Origin of the sequence: Xenorhabdus szentirmaii DSM 16338 (assembly GCF_002632585.1) — a bacterium.
Lineage (GTDB): Bacteria > Pseudomonadota > Gammaproteobacteria > Enterobacterales > Enterobacteriaceae > Xenorhabdus > Xenorhabdus szentirmaii.
Map to the genome: position 1 here is coordinate 2,164,104 of NZ_NIBV01000001.1, position 23,970 is coordinate 2,188,073.

Consider the following 23,970-nt stretch of genomic DNA (forward strand, 5'->3'; position numbering starts at 1 on the left):
GTTCCTTACTCCTCTGATGGATACTGGGTTGCCGCAATAATCGCCTCACCTAAGTGGGTTATCTGGTCATAGGGCGGGAAAGGCGGTAACGTTGCGGCTATCATTAATGGAGTCACTGACAAGCCAGTCTGACGTGACAACGCCATGACACGGCGCAGCCAGTCAATTTGTTCCATATTTCTGGCACGCGTTGGTGCCGGGTCGAAATGTCGGGTTGCCAGCTCAATTTCATCAGCATCCCACTCAAGTATGTCGGCAAGCTTTTCAGCACAGTCCCGATTAAAATTTTCCTCGTTACGGACGTTCTGCTCCGGCTGATTGGCAAAAGCGAAATATTCGATCAACTCGTCTTCACTGAACAATGAACCGGTCGCCCAATTGCGGAACCGGCTCAGTGCCCAAATCTCATGCACGGATAGCGGGCTGCCGTCTATCGATCCCAGACCGAGCCATTCAGGGACGATGATGCGCAATGAAACGATTTGCGCTTTGAGTCGTAACTGCTTAATCAGCATGTTATTCATCGCCAGATGATAGGTGACATGCAGTAATTCATCGCTGATATCCCGTGGGGTGCGCAGGTATCCGCCATCTAGGGTTCTCTGTGCATAAATCTTGCCCAGAAAGTCGGGGACACTGCTGCCAGTCCAGCGTAATAACCACGGAACGATATCGCGTGCAGTACCGTATTCCCGTGTTACGCTGGCGGAAACCAGATCTTCCTGCGCAGTTTTTGCCTGAGTGATGACCTGCGTTAAGGCGGAAACAGCAATAACCACACTGTCCGGATCGCCAACAAGTTGTTCGGCGATAGGCGTCAGTACTGATTTCAGGTAATCTTCATCACTCTGTCCCCAATGGAGTGGGTAAACTTTGACAAGCCCGTCGCGGGTCACCAGCACTGAAAGTGTGTCAAACCAATTTTCACCTTCAGGGAGTTTGGGAATGTCCCCGGCGTTGAAGTTATTCTCGGTGAGTAAGGTTTTGGGAATGCTTTGCAGCAAGTTGTCGAAGAATGTCACACTGCTGTCAGTGGCAACCACCGGCAACATAACACTTTGCAGCATCAGGCAAAATTCTTCCGGTTTCAGTTTGCTCTGTTGCAGCCAGGCAGCCATTTCCTCCAAGAGCAAAATAATATCCAGCAAGTCGACTTCTGTGGTATCCGAGCCGTCGGGTGTCAACAGGCTTAACTGAGGTTCGCCAGCCAGAATATGAGGTGAGAATTTCCCGCTGGCACTTAATGCGTTAATCAGCATCATTCCCTGTTCAGGCGTTAAATTAAATAACCGGGGAACGGTCACGAGACGATACAGGGCGGAAATAACGGGCAGTGAACAGGTTAATTTGCCGGATGGCAGCTCAAAGGCGGCATTTACCTGTTCAGCCAATAATTGGAAGGTCGCTGCGGTAATTTTCAATCCGGCGCACAACTGCTTGATCGTTCGCGCATCACCGCCACGGGTGGCGCTGAAATCAAACGTCCGATTATCAACAAAGAAAGGTTCATCAAAGAGTTTGGGCTGATTGAAGACCTGATCCAAAAACGTGGGATTTCCACTGACAGCAAACGGTGAGAGTGTATGTAAGAGAGTTGCGAAAGCAGGTGCCGACAATTTATAACGCTGATTGAGATGACGGAATAACCCTAATGCACGCAACGTATTAAAATTGATCTCCAGTGTCAGGTTTTCCTCACCTTCTGCCCGCATTGCACAGGTTAACAACCCATCCAGATCATGATGCGGTATTTCCAGCCAGCGTTGTAAGCGAATGAGCCTTTGCAGTCGATCGAAACGCGGATTGGTGGTTGCCGTCAGGCTGCGTGGGCGCTGAACATCAATGCCAACGGCGTCAGGCTGGCCGGCATTGAGGTAACAGGCACCAACCTGAAAAGGAAGCGGAAAACGTAATTCGCTTTGTTTATTGGAAAATATCGGGTTGGTAAAGCGGATATTGGCGGAAACGACCGGGCTGAAATCACCCCAGGCAATGGCTTGCTCGATCTCTTCGGCTTGCCCCTTGATTCGGTCAATAAGAAATAGGATTTCCGGCAGTTTGTCACGCTCACTGAGTTCCAGCCCATAGTTCTTTCTGAAGAAATCCTCTGCCTGAGGGTAAAGCTGTTCAGCAGGTAATGCTTTGTCGGATAACACCAGATGGTATTTCAGGGTCAGAAAAGATTGTGGGTCATCCCATTTTTGTGCTTGAATGGTCAGTTCACCGAACCACGGACCGAGAGAGAGGTCGACATCTTTATTGTCTTCGTCATGCCAGCTCAGTTGGAGTTGGCGCGGGTAGGGCGGGTTGTCGCTGAACGGTTTTAACCGGCGTTTCGCCCGCTGGCAGATAAGAACAGATTGCCCGCGCAGTGTGACAGTCGCTGATTGCCCGTCTTTATTTTGACATTTGATATGAATTTCATCGTAAGGTTCCTGCGATGCAGGCAGCGGTGCTAAGGTCAGTGAAGCGGGACCCTGTGCTTCCTGTTGCTGAGGAACAATATAACCATGCTGGGAAAGATCCAGATCCGTCGACGTTTCAGTGGTACTGCCACTGCGGTATTGGGCAACCAGCTCAGGCTGTGTCAGGCTGGTGGCAGGAAAAGGTGTTTCTGCGGTGAGCAGTTCCATTTGCCCCTGACTCAGCTGAGTCGCTGCCAGCAATACACTGTTGGCGGCACCGGGTTGTATTTCTGTGCAAAAATCCGGCAACTCCTGATGAAGTGCCTGAATAACTCTGGCCAGAGAAGTATTTTTATCAGCTAAACCCAGTGTGGTCTGTAGCGTCGCAAGGCTGAACGGCAGAGTGTAAGGATAGTAGGTTTCCCCCAGCACTTGGTTAACGGGTTTGCCCGTATCCTGACTGTGGTCGATATAATCAGCGGCGATAAAAGAGAGAATTTCATTGACTATCTGTAACGCCGGCAGCTCCTGATCCGTGTTATCGCGATCCAGCAATAATTCCGGAATATCCGGGCGTCGTTGTGCAAAGGCCATTGCACCTTCAGTTGCATCCAGCTCAAGCTGGCGGGCGAACTGATATAGCTCCACCAGATAAGCAGCAGGGGAGTTCAGTGCCTCAAGTGCACCGGGTTTACAAAAATTGTCCCAAGGTTCCGGAAAGAGATCCGCATAGTTGGGGAGTTCCGGTTGCCCGGAAGCGACACGGGCCATGCGCAGCGTTTCGGCATCACGCAATCCCCGTTCGCGGGCGCTGTGGATCAGTTGGGTTGCATAGCTGAGTGCGTTTTGATAGAGCGTTTCTGCCTGACCGTTAAAATGATGTTTGTGGCGGCGTTTGAAGCGTGACGGCCCGACTTTGACAATATCAAATACCGAGAAATATCCCCAACGACTCAGCTCACTGTGGCTCTGTTCTATTGATTGCAGCCGTTGAACAGCATGCTGGGCCTGCATAAATGCGGACGCCAGCAGAGGCGTTACCGTTTTCTCATCTGTCGATGTTGTATTCATGTTTTATATCACCCGTTAAGATAAATCACGGCGTTCACAGCCTGTTGATTCAGCGTTGAACGCCGCGCATTGGTTGGGTTGGGTAATTAATCCAATACGCTAGTTAAGGAGTGGCCTGATTGGAATAAATAGAGATTACTTTGCCCTGTTTTTTGCCTTTTCCGCTGCGGACAGGCACAAAGGGGCCATATCAACCCGCGGTGTACCGACAGTCGTCGCACCGAGCCCTTCGCGGGCGGCATTGGTCAACAGGCCGTTATCGTGGTCAATCATCCAGATAAACATGCCACCAAGCCCTTTTTCTTTGACGTATTTTGCTTTTTCTTTCACGCTGTACGGGGTATCCAGTGACATGAACAGGCGTGATTCCTGGTTATAAAGGAACTCAGCTTTGGCAACTTCATCGGTATATACGGTGAAGCCGTTGATGCCATCCATATTGCTGTCAAGGTAATTACGTAATAAATCCGGCCATTCGGTGGTACCTGATTCGAAGCTGCCCAAGGCAATATTGTCTCTCGGCGTATAGCGGCCGTAGATCGGGGAAATGCTGGGTATTGATGCTTGCTGTGCATTCCGGGTGTAACCGGCATAGCCGATATTAATTTTCTTCGGATCGACATGAAGCTCATCCAGCAGATAACTGACTGCCTTATCTGCCGAGTTCTGGGTCTTTTCTTTATCGGGGTTAAGTTTTAAAGCCGTGTGATGACCTAATGTCTCGGCCCACGGTGTTCCGAAGAAATCGTAGGTCATGACATTAAGCTTATCGACCCCGGCTTCCAGCAACAGCGGAATATTGGCGGCCTTCAGCCCATCCGGAACGGCAATGGTGGCAATGCTGATGGTAATATCAGGCAGTACTTCGCGAATGTCTTTAATGAGTTCGGCAAAGTGCTCTGGATCAGTTTCATCATAGCAATTGTGTTCTTCACCTTTGTAGTTTGGATATTCCCAATCGAGATCCAAATCAGTAAACATGGGGAAGAGATCAAAGATTTTTTTCAGTGACTGAGCCAAGCGCTGGCGTTGATCGGGTTCTTTCGCAATAAAATGGAAAGCCTGACTCATCGACCAGCCTCCCAGACTCAGGCCAATCGGCATATTGGGGTATTTTTTGTGTAGTTTTACCAGCGCGCCTAAAACACCCTGTGCGTTCTCTGGTGTAAAATCAGTCTCTTTCCAACCGGGGAAACCGCAGTTGAGGTAGGCACCGGTATCGCCCCAATAATCGGTAAACGTGGCTGCACCTATATGATTGGGGATGTCGCTTTCATCAGATGCAATTTTGAAATCGATTGCCGCTTGGTTAATGGTTTCTTCGTTCAACCCTTCATCGCCGATGATACCCGCGAACCCGACAATAATGCGGTCAAAATAAGGCAGGGAGCTGCCTTCGTCCAGCAGCCGCATAATATCGGTGCCACGGCCGCCTTCGCTATAATCCACATCGGTATCACCGGGTGCATTACCGTAACGGGAATCATAAATTCCCCAGTCAGATAAGTAACCGAAAACTTCAAAACCTGAGACTGATTCATAGTGGTTAAATACATTTTTGGCAATTCGACCTGGTGTATAACTTAAATCACTGTCGGCGGTTGAGGGATCAAACTCATTCACCTCATAGGTTTTTTCTGTGGCACCAGCCCCCCAAATATCACCGGGTTTGGTTTCTGTACCGGGATCGGGGATGATAACGAATTGATTGTCTTTCAGGCTTGAATTTTTGGAACTTGACATGATAGATCTCCCTAATATGCTATAAATGTTTTCGTGAGATAATTCATCACCTTTTCATGGGCACACAAAGAGTTAGAGAACTCATTTATTGGCTAAATGAGAGTTTTCATATTTTAAAGCCAGCCTCTCCAAATTAATTGGGTATAAAATAAAATTAACAGATCTTATTTTTCAGCATATACAGTGAATCACCATTAAAAATGGTGTTTTATTATATTGTTTATATCATAAATCCATATATCCCTAATAAATGTAAACAGTGCTGAAATACCTGTATTGCATGTAAATGATACTGCCTGATTATTTTATAACTTATGGTATTATATCGTTATTCTCTTTTTGTTGTCACTTGTTCATCCCCATTCACTAAAACAAAAATTAGCAGGCTGATAAATTAAATGATCTATTCGGTTTTTTTACTATATCGCATTTTATTGGAGCAATAATTTAATCGATTTATAATTTTATTGAATTTTGCCACATTTTGTTTTTTTCAGAATCAGCTGTCCTGAAATAAAAAATAATATATTGGGGGTTATGGATAGAAATGCAGTTGTCAAAATTTAATGAATGACACTTCGATAAAATAGCTCATTATATTCGGGGGGTGACATTATACCCCTTTTATATGAGAGTGTTATTTATTGCTCTTTATTCAATAAAAAAACAATAACCATTTTATCATTATAGAGAATGTTTTTATGACTGAAAATGATGTTTACCTTATTAGCCAAGAATCCGGTGCGGATAAATGCCCAGCCGGAAAACTGGCCCTTTATACAAACATAAACTTTAATCAATCTGAAATTGGGGACATATTAATTATATCCCCAAATATCCAACTGGATACCGAGCAATTAGAGGGTTATGGCTTCATTGTCGGCGGGCATGACGGCATATCCAGTGTTGTCAACAACATGAGCCAGAATGCCACTTTGATTTCCGGCCTTTATCTGGACGGAGAAACTTTGACGGTCAGTGCAGGAAAACAAATCCCGTCTCTGGTTAATTATCCACTTGGATCAGGGACATGGAATGATGCAGTCAACTCTGTTGTTTCAGCTGATGTCACCACAGTAAACCTGGAGATGACTCTGGAGAGTGGTATCAGTATCCAGACAGGGGAAGAATATTCAGCTTTACTTCAGATTCAGAACGACAGTAGCGCTGTTGTCACAGGTGCGACCATTGAGGCAAGTTCCAGCGATTCAGCCGTCTTTACTGTTGGCCTAGTTTCGTGGGCAGAGGATATCCCCGCCAATGGAGCCTCCTCTGCCCGTATTCCCATAACCGGTGTAGGCCAAGGGGTAGCTACGTTAAATTGCAGGCTGTATACGCCGTTAGGGATTATAAATAATGGCGATAATACAGCGGACACTGCTATTACAGTTACAGCACCAAGATATTTGCAGGTTACACAGAAATATATAACACACTGGCAAAAAGAGTGGGGTAAACCAGAATATATCTACAGTTATAAACTCACATTAAGTTCTGCTGAGGACCCGGTATATGCATGGGAACTGTCATTCCTGCTCCCTGAGGGCGCTGAGCCGGACCCTGACTGGCTGGTGAGCCAGAGTAGCTGGATCACCCTTGACACTGAAAAATCCGTTAATGGTGAGGTTTATCTGGACAGCGTTTCTGGTCATGTGATTACGCCGGTTCAGGATGTTGAATTAGATATTCAGATCCTCTACCCCGGGGAATCCACAGATTATGAAACCCTGGAAAATCTGAGGCTTGAGCAGTTATCCTGACAGGGACTTGCGGTCCAAACAGGCATAAACCTGAGCTAAGAGCATTGCTCTTGGTTTTAGGCGCAGACAGCCATTGCTGATGTTGTCTTTACGTTTTGCAAAAACACATTCGGGGCGAACAGATGAGCAGAGAAATATTTGAGATCAATGTTCTCCCCTTTATTGCCATGGTGCATCAATAATTTCAAATGCCAGCCGTTATCGTTAGTCGGAAGGGCGCTCTTTTTTCCTCTAAATTAAAAGTAAATTTTCGATGGATAACTCAACTCTCAAACTGATCCCGGCAATATAATCGTGTTCTTTTCCTGAATAATAATTCAACGCACCAATCAGATTATCGCGCAAGACGAGAAATGTATACGCAAGAGATTTTGGAATATCTTCATTTTCCTTTCGGAAAAGAAATAGTCTTTCCGGAAAAAAATAGTCTTTCCGGAAAAAAAATAGCTAATGCATCCTTAGGGGGCTTTGCTTAAATCAATTTTGTTGCTGTAACTGATTCAGGCATCCGTTGTGATGAAACTAAGGCTAAGAAGGGTCAATAAGTTGAGCAAATTACGGCAGGGTTTACGGTGCTATGACGCGGGTATGAACCCAGTTTTGTTGATCACCATGACAAGAGAGGGGTTAAGTCGCTCTGTACAGTTGCCAGTGATACGCTCTGGAGTCAATTTAAGGGCCTGTATCGCATTAATACAGGCAATACAAGCCATGATACCAATCATTGTGGAGCCGTAACCAATCCCTGGCCTATGTCAATTTCGATTGTTGTTTCATCAAATACCCTTCTTCGGGTTGAAGAGAGCAATTCTGCCGCAACATTTTTCACATCGGGTGCAACCCCGGCTTGTCTGCGTTCTTCCCACCAAAGAGCGGCTACTCCTGCAACATGAGGACATGCCATGCTTGTTCCACTCATGCTCCCCAGCTCTCCTCCGGGCCACGCTGAAGTGATATTAACACCGGGAGCGGCTAGTGTGACCTGACTATTGGAAAAATCATCAACCTTGTATTTTCCTTCAATGTTGGTCTGTCCTATTTGTCGAGTTGTGCTATAGACAGTACTGGAGACATCAAACCAGTATCAATCTCGTTTTCCTGTGTACCGGGTTTTCTTAGAATTATGTATTTTTCCATGGTGTTTATATGAATGCATCCTGTTTGCAATAGCGTCCATTGCTCAGATTGCGAAGGCGGATATTTTTCGCAACCCCACAATTGAAAGCCCACATGCCATTGACATTGACTGATTCATGCCTTATTTCCTTTACTGGATTTAATCAATTGATATTTAATGAGACATGGCTGTCTTTGTCGTGGCTATGGCCGCCAGAGCAACCTTTCAGCATTCACCTTTTTTTAAGAGTTTTAATGTTCGTCAGTTGCAGCCGCTAATCCGGTTTTACAGATGGATATGGGAAAGATTGAAAGTGCTGCTTGGCGAAGTATCAACGCCAGAGGCAGAAAATCAGTGAGATTAAGCTCAGAATGCAGGAATTGATTGGGAAGTATCAGGACGTATAAGAGTGATTAAAATAAGATGGGAGAGCATATTCCCTCTCAATCCCCTAGGCCATCTAACCCCAAAAGTTTATATTTCTCTGTTATATCAATGTGTTTAGTATTAATCCAATCTATTCTTTTCGATGGTTCCAAAGGGTTTTTTGCAAAATCCTCTATCGCTAAAAAGGCTTTTTCCGATTGTTTTAATTATATATTTAGTGAAATGAGGTAAGTAGTATGGAATTACGGGATAACTGCCTGAAAGGCATTATCAAATGGGCAGAAAGTGTAGATCATGTCCAAGCTCTGATTCAAACAGGCTCTCTGGCCCGAAAGGATCATTCCAGCGATGACCTTTCAGATATCGATATTGAAATTATTACATCTAACCCAGCATTATTGATGCAAGATGGGCAATGGTTGTATGAGTTCAGTGAGCTAATTACTGTGCTTAGTTTTGATCCAGATGAACATCAGGAATAGGCCACGCGCCTTGCTATTTATAGCAATGGGATAATTATAGCAATGGGATAAAAATTGATTTCATGCTGGCTGGTATTGAGCGTATCCGACATATGGCTGATGAGGGAATGCTTGATGATCTTTATGGGCGTGGGTATAACATTTTACTCGACAATTCATCGATTACTCAGGGAATTCCGGCCCCAGAATACAAATGTCCGGTAAGAACGCTTCCCTCACAGAGCGAGTTTACCAACTGATGCAAGGAACATAATGAAAAGTGGTGGTCGCGTTCTTTAAGGTTGTCTAGACGGGGGTTGAAACCTTCTCCGAAGTGCGGGGCGGCAAAGCCACCTGAATACAATTTAGTTCGATCATCGTGGTTGGTGTAGTGCTGTTGGTTGCGGTGATTGGGCTGCTGGCGAAATCGGACGGCATTATCTTTTAAGGTGGCGCTTATGCAGACGATCTTGACCATAAACGGCTTCTACCGTCACCCAGCGACAAGGAACACCGGCATCTAATGCACGTTCCAGCATCGGCTGGGTGAGTTGCGGTTTGGTGGAATGGAGTGTACGACTGTAGTACTCGTTAATCATTAATTTTTGTTAACGTCAGCTTTGGATACTCCAAACGACTATGAGTAAGGCCAGCTCTTATCATCATCTGTAGATAACCCAATGCAACTGCTGTAGGATCAATTACTTGAATCGGGATACCTACCGCTTTCATCTCGTTGGATAAATACTTTGCCATCCCCATCATGCCGGTACAACCTAATACTATGGCTGTTACCTGCTCTTCCCCAATCATCTTTTTGACTTTAGTAAGGAGAACATCTTCTAGCTGTCCTGGCATTTTGTGTAATTCATTAATAGGTTGATCAATGCTACAAATACAAGCCAATTGCTGATGAATACCCGCTAATGTTGCAAGATCTCTAATCAAGCGTGCGCAAGATTGGGAAATTGTAATTATTCCCCAACGCTTCGAGATAATGCCAGCACTGAGAGCGGCAGGCTCGAACCCTCCCACGATAGGAATATCAACTATCTCTCTCGCAACCGAAATACCGGGATCACTGACACAGCTCACGAAAACACCATCATATCCTTCCTCTTCGGATTCAACAATTTTGTTAACAATTTCAGGAGTTGAATATATTTCATCATAACGGGACTCAATTGATGAAGAGCCAGATGCTAAATTAACAACAGTAATTGATACATCGGGTGCAATATAAGGAAGCAGTTCTTCTTGTACCGCTGAATTATATTTTGACGTCAACAGTGGAACAATAACTTTAATTTTCATAAATGACCTCAACAAAATAGACATTAATAAATATTATTGGAAAGATAACTCCACCACTTGTAACTAGTGATTATTTAATCAAACAATATTTTATTTATCATTAAGTTATCCATTGATTATATTTTTTCTAAAATCAATTAAAATAAGTAATGAAAATAACAAACCAATAGAAATTATTGATGATATTATAATTGCTGAATTAAATAATTCTCCAGTAAATGCCCATCCTGAAATAAAGACACTGAGACTGAAAAAAATAAGTCTAAAAAAAGTTAATAAAGATGATGCTGAACTAACTAATTGAGGATACAACTCCAAAGAACGAGAAAACACCATGCTATATTGAAAAGCAGAACCTATACAGATAACCGCCATGGAAAATGTAAAAGGCATTGCAGATTCGGGATAAATATTACTGAATGTAATTAATAAACCACAGCCTATCAAACAAATTACAATACTCAGATAAATGCAATTGGCAGAGCCAATTTTTCTATTCAAAGCGCCTGAATAAAATCCGGCTACAGCTAAACACACGCCTAATATAGCTTGATGAAATGCAAACATGTAGTAACTCATGCCCATTATATCTACATATAAAAATGGCACAACAGATACATATGAAATACATGCAGATACTAATATCCCGGGCGTAAAAGAATATATTAAGAACCTTTTATTTAATATAAGTTGACAATAATTTCTGGCGACCTTATTTACACTTAAATTTACCGTATGATAATTTGTTTCAGGAATGATCAATACTGCTATAAAAGAAAAAAAACTCAGTAAAGCGACTAGGTGATAGGTAAATCTCCAATTATAATGTTCAACAATAAGAGAACCAGCAATGGGAGCAATAATGAGGGCCACTGATATTGCTGCGTTAAGAACGCCAAAAACCTGTACTGACTCCTCATCTTTATAAGTATCCGAACAAATGATGAACCCGACAACCCAAATGGCACTGCACCCAGCTCCTTGGATAAACCTAAATAAATACAACTGATTAAGATCAACCACGATTGAGCAACCTAGGCTGCCGATCAAGAACAGAATAGCTCCAATTAAGATGATTTTTCTTCGCCCATATTTTTCTGAAAGTGGGCCGAAAATAGGCGTGAATATACACAGCCCTAAGAAGTTTACTATTAGAGTAAATTGCACTGCCGATTCAGTCGCAGAAAAAAATCTCTGCATTTGGGGAAAAGCTGGCAAAGTGATGTCAACTTCTATAAATGACGGAACCATTCCAATGATAAGTATTATAGGTAATAACTTTAACATTAACGGTGCCATATTATTTTACCTCTAAACATTATAAATCCTATGCAACATAAACATAAAAAAACTGCCATTAAACAATATCTATAATGTATATTTATTGGATTAACGGCAGATCATACAAGAACTATAAAACTAGGTTATTCTGAGAAAGATACTTTCAGATAGAATAACTCTCCAAAAATGGGAAAAATTTCAGTCTTTAAACCTTTGTTGTATCGGGATGATATATTTAACACTTCATTTTCTTCATCCTGTTCCAATTTAGGCCATTCCAAAGTGATTTTATTAAAACCCGGTTTAGTAAAATTACTGGGAACTATAAGCTTATGACAGGACCATTCTGATGATAGCTCAACATCCTTAATTAATTTATTATTAATTGAAACTCTAACTTTGTTTTTTTCGATGTACTTCTTAACTCTACTCGTCATCTCTATATTCAGATCATGATTGCCGCTGGTAATCAAAGTAAATGAGGATGTTGGCCACCATGATTTAAAATATGGAATACTTCTTCGTGTATTTGCTTCAGGATCTTTAGAAACTCGAATAATTGATCCAACTTTTTCAATATATTGAGGCTCTGTCAAATCTACACTATATTTAAGTTGGTTGATATAACTCTTTTGATAATATTCTTTTAATATCTTGCCATCACGGCTGTATTTATCAAATATTTCACAAATTGCGTCAATAGTTTGTTCATCTGAACCTGGTGACGATTGAGCCACTGGAAAATCGAGCGGGGAATTGACAAGTTCAAGTAGTTTTTGACCTGCTCGGCTTAGGCCAAATCCGGCTCCCTTTTCACAGCTTCTGGCTTTAACATAAAGCTCCATAACATCCAGTATTTCCTCTGAATATTGAACGGGTTTCTCAAATAATTTAACTATTCTCTCTCTTTCTGCAATTTCATTGACGGGGCGATTCATATGACTATTATATAAAGCAATATAGAAATAAGAAACAGCCAATTGATACGCAGATACTTCTGATTCAATATTTTTTTTTGCCATTACCTCCCAGCTTATATCTGGTTTATCTTTTTCATGACAAATTAACCGTTCTGCTATAGGAGACATTGCAACTTTAAAACCTTCTGGAGTCATATGACAATAATCAACAAAAAATGAGTCACCGAGCATATTAGAACCTAAATATTTAGAGAAATAATACTCTAGATCGATAACATTAATATCAACATCTTGCTGGGTAATACATTCTTTAACAAATGAAGGAGTGCTAGGGAATGATGTAACAAGATCATGCATCAGTGCATAGCTGCATTCTGCATCCAAATACGATTTCGCTTCTTCAATACGATTTAATGCAATCAAACTGTTAGCCACAATACGGTTAGAAGTCGCTGATACACCACCATCAATCTCAACCATGTTAAGGCCTAATTCCAAGGCCTCAATATACTGCCCATTCATTATGAATTGCGATGCATTCCGGTATAATTCATACCATTCGGCAGTTTTGCCGTTACCTAGCCAGTGGAGCGGTGTTTTACGCTCCCAGTCTGTGTAATTTGATGCAGGTAAGGCGAAAATAAACTTAGCATTACTTTTTCTAGATATTGCATCAATTTTATTTATCAATATTTTTGCATTATTTTCTAATTTTTCTTTATATTTAGCCGCAATTCCGCTAGGGCCTGAATTTGCGAGTACATCAGCATAATTTTTTCGTCTTTCTAAAGGTGCATTATGCTCAAACAACACATCTGAAAACCAATTGTTACCCGCAAGGATAATCACATAATCTGGTTGTAATTGTAAACTTGCCTTGCAGGTATCTAATAAGCCACCGGCATTCATGCAACTTCTTGCAAGATCGATAACTTCCCATTCAATATCAGAATATTGGTTAAGCAAGTAAGATAATGTTTTAGTAGGTGTAATATTAGGGGTGAAAAACATGCCGAGTGCCGCCGACTCGCCGATAAAACATACCCTTTTCACCCCCTTTTTTTTATTCACAGTCAGTTGCTGCTGTGAACTTTCCCAAAAAATAGAGTCAGACTGATTGCGCCTTATAAAAATGACTTCATCATCAATTTTCGTTGGGTGCCAAGTCCCGATGGCAGTATATCCATCAACATTTTCACTGCATGAAGGGATATTATTGTAAAATTCGGAATTATTTGTATATTGCTCTTCATTATTCAAATATATTTGAGCTAATCGCATAACTTCTAAAGATTTTTCTTGGCTATCGGAAAGAAATCCCGCTAATTTTTCGGTATTGACGTTAGAACGATTCATATTATTTTCCTAAAACATAAGGTTATTCTAGATAAAAGTATAGATGGCTTCTATTGATTGCCCTGTAAATAAATCTTGTGGTGGCTGAATAAAACTAAACTCTATTTCCGCCATCTTAGAAAATGCTTCCGGAAGCATCGTTCGCTCAATAATAAAATCTTCAAGTACTAAAACATCAATTCCTGAATTACCAAAACATCTTATCGCATCAAGTGGAGTACAAACGATAGGTTCACTCCTCACATTGAATGAAGTATTCACCAGTATTGGGCAGTTTGTTGCGTTGTAAAACGCCTTTAGTAAAGAATGAAATTTTGGATTAGTATCAGCATTAACTGTTTGTGGCCGGCAAGAGCCATCAACATGTGTGATTGCTGGTAAACTGAGGCTTGAGGTGACTTGACACGTTTCAAGCATGAATGGTGTTGGAATTGATAATTCAATATGATTTGCGGCTTCCTCTTCCAAAAGAGCTGGTGCAAATGGCCTGAATCCTTCTCTCTTTTTGACCAATGCATTTAGCCTGTCTCGCATAAAAGGATCTCTCGGATCCGCAATAATGCTTCGTGCTCCTAAGGCCCTGGGGCCAAATTCCATCCTCCCCTGAAACCAACCAATGACCTTTCCATCCGTGAGCATCTTAACGATGGCCTGCTCAAAACCTTCTTTATCTTCACGGAAATCCAACGCTTCAATCTCCATTGAAGTTAGCATCTCCAAGATATTGTCGTTACTGAATTTTGGGCCGAGGTAAGGCGTTTTAAATGGCTCATAACTGTGTCGTTTTCCTGTTAACTCAATATGGGCCAATGCAGCAGCCCCTAAAGCGGAACCAGAATCTCCGGCAGCAGGAGGAATAAAGATATTATTAAATAGGCCCGTTTTACGGATGGCATGTGTCGCAACGCAGTTTAGAGCTACACCTCCTGACAGACATAAATTTGTTGAAACAACCTTTTCCTGTAGATCATGAACTTGTTTGATAAGAATCTCTTCCAGCACCACTTGCAAACTTTTCGCTAAATCCATGTGATGTTGTAGCATCACAGATTCTTGTTCTCTTGGAGGAAAACCAATCAAATCGATAAAAGCATCTGTATACATTCTATTTATCTGGCAAAAATCAAAGAACTTCATATTCAGCTTAAAGCTGAATTTTTTCTCCATACTGAACATTTCTCGCAACTTATTGGTATATATTGGTTTACCATAAGGCGCTAATCCCATGACTTTATATTCACCACTGAGTACTCGGAATCCTAAGTAATTAGTAACTGTGCTATAAAAAAGACCCACTGAATTGGGATATTCAATTTTCTCAAACAAATTGATGCTGTCACCTTGTGCATAACCAAAAGTAGAGGTTTCCCACTCTCCCACGCCATCAGAAGTCAATATAGCCGCGTCAGTAAAGCCAGAAAATAGATAACTCCCGGCGGCATGTGCCATGTGATGATCATAAAATTTGATTTCTTTCTCATACCCCAATACTTCAGTAATATCACGAAATGGCTTGTGACAATCCAGCCAATGAAGCCCGTTAGTAGCAGAAAAATTGAAATTGGAGGCAAGTTGCCTAGACAACTTCTTATAGGGGTTTTCATAATAAGCAATACAGTCGATGTCCGTAATGTTAATTCCTCCCTCTTCTAAGCAATATCTGAAAGCTCTGATGGGTAGCCGGGAATCATTTTTGAATCTGGAAAATCGCTCTTCTGAAACAGCCGCTATTAGTTGGCCATCGCTGATTAGTGCACAAGAAGAATCATGAAAATTTGCAGAGATACCAATTACATTCATAGCATCACACCTTATTTTTATGTTTAAGAATAAGTATTAGCACTAATTTGTTTTTTTTATTTAAATAGTATTCATGTTTTTTAAATGTATTAATTTAAACTATGGGGTAAGTATTTATCACGTGCAATTTCAAAGATAATAAAATATGACATAAGTTTTACTTTAATAATTATGTTCCCAATTAATGACTATTCTCCATACATTTGTTTATCACCCCGGAAATAGCGTTAACATTAGGTTGAAACATTATCGACATATGATGACCATCAATATCCTCAATCATAAGATTGCCAGAAATATGTTGGTTCCAACCCAAACATCTTTCTTTAACCTCATTAGGGAATACCAGCATCTCTTCCATATGAGAACGGTCCTTAGCAAGAAAAAGAATCGTGTCAGTGTTTACAGTACCAGCAGTGTATTTTGATGACATTCTGGAATTAGCCAAGCAAGTGTCAATCATGCGCTCAAGCATAGTGACATCAGCATCTGGGGCAAATCCGCCATGCTCTTTAATGGTATTTAATACCACATCAAGTATCTCTTTGTGAGTTAGCTGATTCATGCTTTCTAAATCAATATCGATATGAGCACCAAATTGCTCAACAATCTCTTCGAGACAAAGGCCAAGAACTTTCACCATATTCAACTCTTTATGGGCTTTACTGGGCGCTGCGCTGTCAAACAAGAATAGTTTAGATACTTCATGACCACTTAATTCAAGTTGCCTCGCCATCTCAAAAGCTATAATTCCCCCAAAAGACCATCCCCCAAGCACAAATGGCCCTTGCTCTTGAATTTTTAGCATTTCATCAATATATAGTGAAGCCAGGGTTTCAACTGTATTTATTGATTCATGCCCCCACTGCTTATAGAGTAACGGTGCTTGGAAAGCATAAACTGGGTTATCTAACATCGTAGCCAATGGGATATAACACATCGCACTACCACTTAGAGGATGAATGATAAATACGGGCTTATTATTAGATTTATTATTTACAAGAGGTATTAAGATACGTTTTTCGTTATCTATATCATTACTCTTTATCTTTAATGCCAGAGATTCAATATTACCGCCATCATACAATATATCTAAAGGTAAATTTTTCCCAAAAGTTTTATTTATTTCAGAAATTAAGCGTACTGCCCGAAGGGAGTCCCCACCACTTTCAAAGAAGTTTATATCTAACGTTGGTTTTTTTAATCCGACAACCTCTTCCCAAATAAGACAAAGTGATAATTCTACATGGTTCCGAGGATAGTACAAACCGCCACAGTCATTACCCCATTCTATTTCAATCTGATTAAGCTTTTTCCTATCTATCTTACCATTATTATTCAATGGTAAGGCATTCAAATCTTTAATTATCGAAGGAATCATATAGGCTGGTATTTTTTCTGATAGATATTTTCTTATCGTATTTACTGATGTATTTTTATGCCCTTCGTGAAATTCAATAAATGCGACTAAACGTTTATTTCCTGGTGATTCCTCCTGAGCCAAAACAATAGCGGATTTTATAAATGGGTGCTTTCTTAATACATTTTCTATCTCTCCAATTTCTATTCTAAACCCTCTGATTTTAACTTGGTGATCAGTCCTACCCATGAATTCTAGATTTCCATCAGATAAATATCTAACGATATCCCCAGTACGGTAAAGTTTGTCAAATCTTATATCAGAACCTAACTTATTTTTTAGAAAGTGGTGTTCAGTCAGTTCAGGACGTTTCCTATAACCTTTTGAGACACCCGCACCACCAATATATAATTCACCTTTGGCTCCGATCGGAAGCACTCTTTGTTCGTTATTTAATACATAAAACTGTGTGTTTGTGATCGGCTTCCCAATTGGAACCCTTTTTGCGCATTTATTGAGTTCTTTAACATTAAACCATGCTGATGAACATGTCACTTCTGTTGGGCCATAAGCATTGATAAAGCCTTTTGGTGGTGTTTGACTTTCCAAAACACAGCGGGCTTTTGTCGGGTCAAGTGCTTCACCGCCCACAACAAGCAATTTAAGCCCACCAAAACTTTCCGGCAACTCGGTAGCGATCGTATGATAAAGCGCTGTGGGAAGGTAAAGCATGGTTATTTTCTGTTGTTTAATAAAAGCAGAAAATTCCTGTGGAATTAGCTTGATATTATCGGGAACCACCGTAATAGATGCACCATGCAATAACGGCGCCCAAATTTCCCATGTAGAAATATCAAATGCAAAGTTATTAACTTTTGCAAAAATATCTTCTTTGTCACACTCCATATGATTGGTATTACAAACCAGTGCCGCAACATTATAGTGCTGAGTCTGAACACCTTTCGGGATGCCGGTCGATCCTGATGTGAAAATCATATATAAGATGCTATCAGCCGGAATCGAGTGCGAAGGATTTGTCTCCTTATACTCATTAACTGACGGATTTTCTTTGTCAAGCAATATTAGGTCAATGCCACAATGTGCAACTGTTTTAGCTAGAGTTGATTGCGTTAAAATCACAACTGAATCACTGTTTTTCACTATAAAATCAATTCTGGTTGCAGGAAGTGCAGGATCTAATGGTACATACCCGGCACCAGCCTTTACAATTCCTAGCAAACCTACAAACATTTCAATAGAGGGTTGAACACAAAGGCCAACCAAATCAGTAGGATTGACGCCATAATTATTTAAATAGTGTGCTAATATATTAGCTCTTTTATTTAATTCTTCATAAGTTAAATAGTTATCTTCAAATTTAACTGCAATATTATCAGGATATAGTTTAACTTGCTCTTCAAAGATTTCATATAAAGTTTTGTCTGTTGCTACAGGCCCTCTAACATTATTCCAGTACTTAACGAGAGTGTTTCTTTCTTCATCGTCAACTATTTCAATATAATCAACACGATGATCTGGATTAGTCAAAATATAGTTAAGGGCTTTTATATAATAACGAAAAAGTCGATTCACTGTCTCTTTATCAAAGAGATCGACTTTATATTCTATGTATCCATTAATAGAGCCTATATTCGAAAATAAATTCAAACTTAAATCAAATAAAGAATTGCCGGTGTTCAATGAAATTTCTTGGGGTGTTTTATTGCCAATATTAACGTGATTTATTTTTCCATTGTAAAGAGAAAAGAAAATATTAAATAATGGGTTTTTATTCTTTTTACGATTAGGACATATTGCTGAAACAACTTCATCAAAAGGAATGTCAGAATGCTCAAATATATTTGTTAATTTATTTCTTGTGGATTCAAGGTAATTTAAGATTGTCGTCTGTTTAAAACCATTATGCCTTGTCACCACAACATTGGCAAAGTTTCCTATGCTATTTTCAATAGCACTATGATGTCGCCCAGCTACAACGGTTCCAATAGTGAAGTCATCTTCGCCGCTGACAACATAAATAAGGACTGAAAAGGCAGCAATCATAATTTCAAATTGGGTTAATCCATTATTTTTTGAAAACTCATCAAGTTTAGCCACAATTTCTTCTGAAAATTGAAAGTAGAACCGACAGCCTTTATCACTAATATTATTTACAAAATCATTCCCGAGTGTGATGTCAACTTCAGCTGGCGCTCCATCCAGCATATTACGCCAAAAATTCAGTTTTTCACTATGTCTCGGTTCACTCATAAAAGTGTTATACCAGCGCATATAATCAATAGGTTGTATCTCTATATCCGGCAGAGAAACATTTTCTCCTCTTAAATAATAATTATAAAGTTGGTTAAGTTCATTGGTGAATAGATTGGCGGAAGACGTACCATCAGCAATAATATGGTGGAAGTTCCAAAAAATAACACTTTCGTCATGATTACTAATGAATAAAAACCTAAATAGACAATCTTTCTCTAAATTAAATGGTCTGGCAGCCTCCTTATCTACAATTTTTTCAAACTCTTCCGAGAACTGTTGTTCAGATATATTATTAAAATACCTAACATCGAGTTTAAATTCTGAAATTGGTACAATTTTTTGATAAGGAATACCATTCAATTCATAAAATGTTGTTTTTAAGGATTCGTGGCGCTTGAAAATATCATTCAATGCCTTTTCTAAACTACTTAAACAAATCTTTCCTGACAACCGAAATGCTTCCGGGCAATTATAAGCCGCAGAATATGGGTTAAGCTTGTAGAGATACCAGAGGTTTTCTTGTGTACCTGATAAAGGAATAGTTCCTTCCCTTGACGTTGGAATAGGCTTTCCTACATGGATATTGGTCCCTTTTCCTTCAATAATTCTGGCTAATCCTTGTACTGTTGAGTTTTCCAGAAAATCACTCATTTTAATATCTGTTGAAACAGTCTCTCTTAACTGAGTAAGTACCTTCACCGCTGTCAGCGAGTGACCGCCAATTTCAAAAAAATCAACATTTTCATCATTAACGGATCTACCAAGCACCTCTTGCCATATATAGCGAACCTTACCTATAGTTGAAGAAAGATCAATTTCTTGGGCTTCTATTTTATGCAAATCAGAAATTTCTGGTAGGGCACGGATATCTAACTTACCTGTTGAAGTTAAGGGTAGAGCTTTTAGCTCGACAAATAAACTTGGTACCATTTCCTTTGGCAGCCGTTTTTTTGCAAATTTTCTAAGCTCATTTTTATCGACTGTAGAACCTTCAAATGGTACATAATAAGCAACCAAGAACTGACTAACCTTATCTTGCCCCAAATTTCTTAATGCAACCCTCAGTTGCATAATAGATGTGTGACTTTCTAATACATTCTCTATCTCTCCAGGTTCTACTCTAATACCATTAATTTTAATCTGCTGGTCAATTCGGCCTAAAAATTCCAATCCACCTCCAGATATAAAGCGGGCTTTATCGCCGCTTTTATACATGAATGAATCTTTATCCTCTTTCTCAGTAAACGGGTTTCTAATAAACAGAGACTCTGTCATTTTTGGTTTTGATAGATATCCATTTGCAAGAGGTTTTCCCGCAATATACATTTCTCCAGGTACACCAATTGGGACTTGTTGCATATTTTGGTCAAGTATATATATCTGCCTGTGTGGACAAGGGAAACCAATATAGGTAGAAGATTGTTGTTCATCTATTTGACATTGCCAGTAACTGGTGTCAATAACTGCCTCAGTCGGCCCGTAAAAATGATACAGGTTTACCTTTATCTTTGAATGTATACTTTCTCTTACGTTACTTGGCAGTAACTCTCCGCCAGTAATAATGCAAGTTAAAGAAGAACATTTTTCAATATCTTTTTCATTAATGAGTAGGCCAAGCTGAGTAGGTGGAACTTGGAGATGAGTAACGCCATAATGAATAATCGTGTTTATAGCTTCCTTCGGGTCCCAATTAAATTGGTTGTCGCCATTTAAAATCAATGCACAGCCCGCTGGAAAAGCACCAAACAGCTCCCATATAGCAACATCAAAATTCGGAGCTGCTGAATATAGCAATCTATCACTTTTACAAAGATTCAAGATTGACCTACGATTTTCCAGTTGCAGGCAAAGTGCACCATGATTAACCATTACCCCTTTAGGCTCACCCGTCGAACCAGAGGTAAAAGAAATATAGGCAATGGAATCAGGAGTAGCTTGGTTACCCAGTGAAATAGAAGGTAAATTACCGTATTTTAATTCACTATCAATCTCAATTACGTATTCGCCAAATTCCTTTGCAATATCTGCAAGTAAACGCTCAATCAAGATTACTGAACAACGCGTATTAGCTATTATTGCTCGATTTCTTTCCACAGGATGTCTTACGTTAAGCACAACAAAAGTGGCTCCCATCTTAGCAATAGCTAATAAACTGGCTATAAAGTTGGTAGTTCTCCCCATGCAGAGACATACAACATCACGAGCCTTTACGCCAGCCTGTTGCATAATAGCTACTATCTGATTCGTTTTTTCTTCTAATTGCTGATATGTCAGATTTTCATTAAGGCCGACTAATGCTGTTCCTCTGGGATTTAATTCCAGGCATTGATAAAACAATTCAGGTAACGTTTTATTTCTACTTTCAGTCGTACTCTTTATACTACTATATTTCCTAATTTCTTCTTTTTCATCATCAGGAATAATCGATAAATTTGCTACTGGTAAATTCGGTGTCTCAATAGAATTAATTAATTCTATTAAATTATTTGCACGCCTTTTTATCGTATCTTGTCTAAAAGCAGTTGAATGAATCCAATTAATGGATTGCTCAGTATTTTTTTCTTCTAAAGCAATACAAACATCAATGCCATCCAACTCTTTATATTGCACTGGAAGTCCAATGCAAAAACAAACTGTCGTTGTAGTCAAACTCATTAATGGAGAATCATTTTTTGATGTATCAATGACATCTATAATCGCCTCATTTGGAGTTGACCACTGTTTTACTTTACCGGTTAAGGTAACTAAGTTACTTTCAATTGAATCGTTAGGTTTATATTGATAAGTTAAAAAATATGTCGAGTGTTCCTTGACATTAAAAACGAGTATGGAAATAGATTCTTGATTGGATATTCTGGCTAATAATACAGAAACCGAGGTCAATATAATTTCTATCGCAGATTTTTTATTTATTTTAGCGACTCTATTAATTTTGTTTTTTGTTTTTTCATCAAGTAAAATTTTCGTGATGTTTTTCTTCAATGTAAACTCTGAAGGTAATAATGTGTCTTTTATAATGCTTATTAAAGGGGCTTCATTTTTTTTGTTATCATTATAGGATTTATCCACTCTATTAGTAAATCTGCTTTCTTTATTATTGACCCATCTATTGGGAGAAAAAAAGGTGGTATTATTGATATTTTCCGTAATCGCTTCATTTTGAAAATCCAGTTCTAAACCATAATTATTTATCTTTTCAAAAAGATAATCAATCTGGCTTCCAGGTTTTGTTCTGTTTAAATCATTTTTAATAATTGTTAACTCTTGGTTATAATTATCTTTTATCCATTCAATGATAGTATCCTGTGCTGAAGGATGTCGATGCTCTACGCAGGCATGCAAAATAGCCCAAATTCCAATTCTACCAGAATAATAGTAGGCTGATTCTAGACCTTTTTCTTTTGTTTCACATAATCTTGTAATTTCATTTATTGATAAATACAATTTACTCCAAATTTCCTTGGCACCTAGTTTTTCAACAAAATAAAACTCATCTTCTTCATCTTTGGTTGATAATATTGAACCAATCTCCATTAATAATGTTTCAGTTGGTCCTTCGGCTATTCTTAAAAATCGACTATCTCTCAATAAACTAGATGCCACATTTTTTTCATCCAATCCTCTTGCCCCCATCAATTGGACTAAATTATCCGTAGCTTTCCAGGCAAATTCTGAGCCTAAAATTTTTGCAGCAATGCATAAACTCGCAGGAACAAATACACCATGATCGAAATCCTCACATGCTTGATCCGATATTGCAGTTGCACTTGTTATCGCATGAGTTAACCAACTCAGTTGTAATTCTGTCACTGGATTGTTTATCAGTAGCCCGGTACTAATTTGACGTTGGGAAGCAAATCCATACATCAATTGAGCACACCGCTTCATTACCCCAATGGTCAGTGAGCTCGCTAGTGTGCGCCCCAAAAGTAAACCACTTGCGGCAACTTGCATGCCTTTTCCCAATTCACCTAGTCGCTGAGTATTTTGAACAATCACGTTATTAAAAGTGACAGTACGCAAATCAAGACCTCGGACTCCCAAATAATTCTGTTCTTCACCAACTTCTACACCTGAGGCAGATGCTGGGATCACAAAACAGCTAATTCCTGATTCATCGACAGACTGATGTTTTGCAAATACAATAAATACATCAGCAATAGAAGCCCCTCCCAACCAGCATTTACTCCCATTCAATATCCAGGAGTCATCATCATTCTTTATCAGAATAGATTCCATATTTCGCGGATTTGAACCAGCGGATAACTCACTCAAGGCAAAGCATCCAATCACCTTACCAGCTGATATTTTAGGTAAATATTCCTGTTTTATTTCTGGGTTAGCTTGTTTTAATATCAAATGGCTACATGAGTGTTGGAGTATAGTAAAAGCAGCAATAGTAATATTTATAGAGGCTAGTTGTTGGATTATTTTAGCAGTTTCTGAAATAGAAATATCAAGTCCATTAAATTCATTTGGTATTTTCATTCCAAAAAGCCCAGACCTACCCGCACTATAAATAAATTCCTTCGATATTTCCTTATCTTTGAGAGCATTAAAATCTGACTTATCAATTAATCTAATCCAATCTAATAACTCTTTTAATTTTTGATTGGTTTCAGCCTTATCATTATCTGTTCTTTTTTTATTTAACTCTTTCTCTATCAGAGATTTTTTTTGAAATTTCATTTCAGCAATATCTTTTCTTACTTTCATTTTTC

At 39.7% G+C, this 23,970-nt stretch carries 12 protein-coding genes and 1 pseudogene; 4 read left to right on the forward strand and 9 right to left on the reverse strand.

What is annotated here, in order from left to right:
- Window positions 1–5: 5 nt before the first annotated feature.
- Together Xsze_RS09695 and Xsze_RS09700 are read right to left on the reverse strand one after the other, a co-directional pair.
- The gene (locus Xsze_RS09695; RefSeq protein WP_038240568.1) at window positions 6–3,476 is read right to left on the reverse strand and encodes a Tc toxin subunit A; all 3,471 of its coding nucleotides are present in this window, start codon (window positions 3,474–3,476) and stop codon (window positions 6–8) included.
- A 135-nt stretch (window positions 3,477–3,611) separates the two neighbouring features.
- A complete protein-coding gene (locus tag Xsze_RS09700) occupies window positions 3,612–5,219 on the reverse strand; it encodes a glycosyl hydrolase family 18 protein (protein ID WP_038240567.1) in 1,608 nt (535 codons plus the stop codon).
- A 701-nt stretch (window positions 5,220–5,920) separates the two neighbouring features.
- Here Xsze_RS09700 and Xsze_RS09705 point away from each other — a divergent pair.
- A complete protein-coding gene (locus tag Xsze_RS09705; RefSeq protein ID WP_038240566.1) occupies window positions 5,921–6,979 on the forward strand; it encodes a hypothetical protein in 1,059 nt (352 codons plus the stop codon).
- Window positions 6,980–7,700: 721 nt separating this feature from the next.
- Here Xsze_RS09705 and Xsze_RS09710 read toward each other — a convergent pair.
- Complete coding sequence (locus Xsze_RS09710; RefSeq protein ID WP_084616321.1) at window positions 7,701–8,018, reverse strand: S8 family serine peptidase; 318 nt, start codon at window positions 8,016–8,018, stop codon at window positions 7,701–7,703.
- A gap of 701 nt (window positions 8,019–8,719) precedes the next feature.
- Between Xsze_RS09710 and Xsze_RS23105 the strand changes: the two genes are divergently transcribed.
- From Xsze_RS23105 to Xsze_RS22695, 3 genes and pseudogenes are all read left to right on the forward strand, one after another.
- The gene (locus Xsze_RS23105) at window positions 8,720–8,965 is read left to right on the forward strand and encodes an aminoglycoside 6-adenylyltransferase (RefSeq protein WP_051462494.1); all 246 of its coding nucleotides are present in this window, start codon (window positions 8,720–8,722) and stop codon (window positions 8,963–8,965) included.
- Window positions 8,966–9,012: 47 nt separating this feature from the next.
- A complete protein-coding gene (locus Xsze_RS23110; RefSeq protein ID WP_280113413.1) occupies window positions 9,013–9,204 on the forward strand; it encodes an aminoglycoside 6-adenylyltransferase in 192 nt (63 codons plus the stop codon).
- Window positions 9,205–9,260: 56 nt separating this feature from the next.
- A pseudogene (locus Xsze_RS22695) lies at window positions 9,261–9,392 on the forward strand (DUF2976 domain-containing protein); the annotation flags it as partial.
- Here the strand turns inward: Xsze_RS22695 and Xsze_RS22155 are convergent.
- The 6 genes from Xsze_RS22155 to Xsze_RS09750 all read right to left on the reverse strand — a co-directional run bounded on the left by Xsze_RS22155 (window position 9,382) and on the right by Xsze_RS09750 (window position 23,965).
- A complete protein-coding gene (locus tag Xsze_RS22155) occupies window positions 9,382–9,543 on the reverse strand; it encodes a hypothetical protein (RefSeq protein ID WP_156935901.1) in 162 nt (53 codons plus the stop codon). The pseudogene Xsze_RS22695 and the gene Xsze_RS22155 overlap by 11 nt on opposite strands.
- Window positions 9,536–10,258, reverse strand: a complete 723-nt coding sequence (locus Xsze_RS09730) for an aspartate/glutamate racemase family protein (RefSeq protein ID WP_038240564.1) — start codon at window positions 10,256–10,258, stop codon at window positions 9,536–9,538. Before Xsze_RS09730 ends, Xsze_RS22155 begins: the two co-directional genes overlap by 8 nt.
- Before the next feature lie 105 nt (window positions 10,259–10,363).
- Window positions 10,364–11,557, reverse strand: coding sequence for an MFS transporter (locus Xsze_RS09735; protein WP_038240563.1), 1,194 nt, complete (start codon window positions 11,555–11,557; stop codon window positions 10,364–10,366).
- A 125-nt stretch (window positions 11,558–11,682) separates the two neighbouring features.
- A complete protein-coding gene (locus Xsze_RS09740; protein ID WP_038240562.1) occupies window positions 11,683–13,815 on the reverse strand; it encodes an SGNH/GDSL hydrolase family protein in 2,133 nt (710 codons plus the stop codon).
- Between the two features lie 27 nt (window positions 13,816–13,842).
- Window positions 13,843–15,615: a carbamoyltransferase family protein gene (locus tag Xsze_RS09745; RefSeq protein WP_038240561.1), complete on the reverse strand. Its 1,773-nt coding sequence runs from the start codon at window positions 15,613–15,615 to the stop codon at window positions 13,843–13,845.
- Between the two features lie 181 nt (window positions 15,616–15,796).
- Window positions 15,797–23,965 (reverse strand): non-ribosomal peptide synthetase, encoded by an 8,169-nt coding sequence (locus tag Xsze_RS09750; protein WP_038240560.1) that lies wholly within the window; start codon window positions 23,963–23,965, stop codon window positions 15,797–15,799.
- Between the last annotated feature and the right edge of the window lie 5 nt (window positions 23,966–23,970).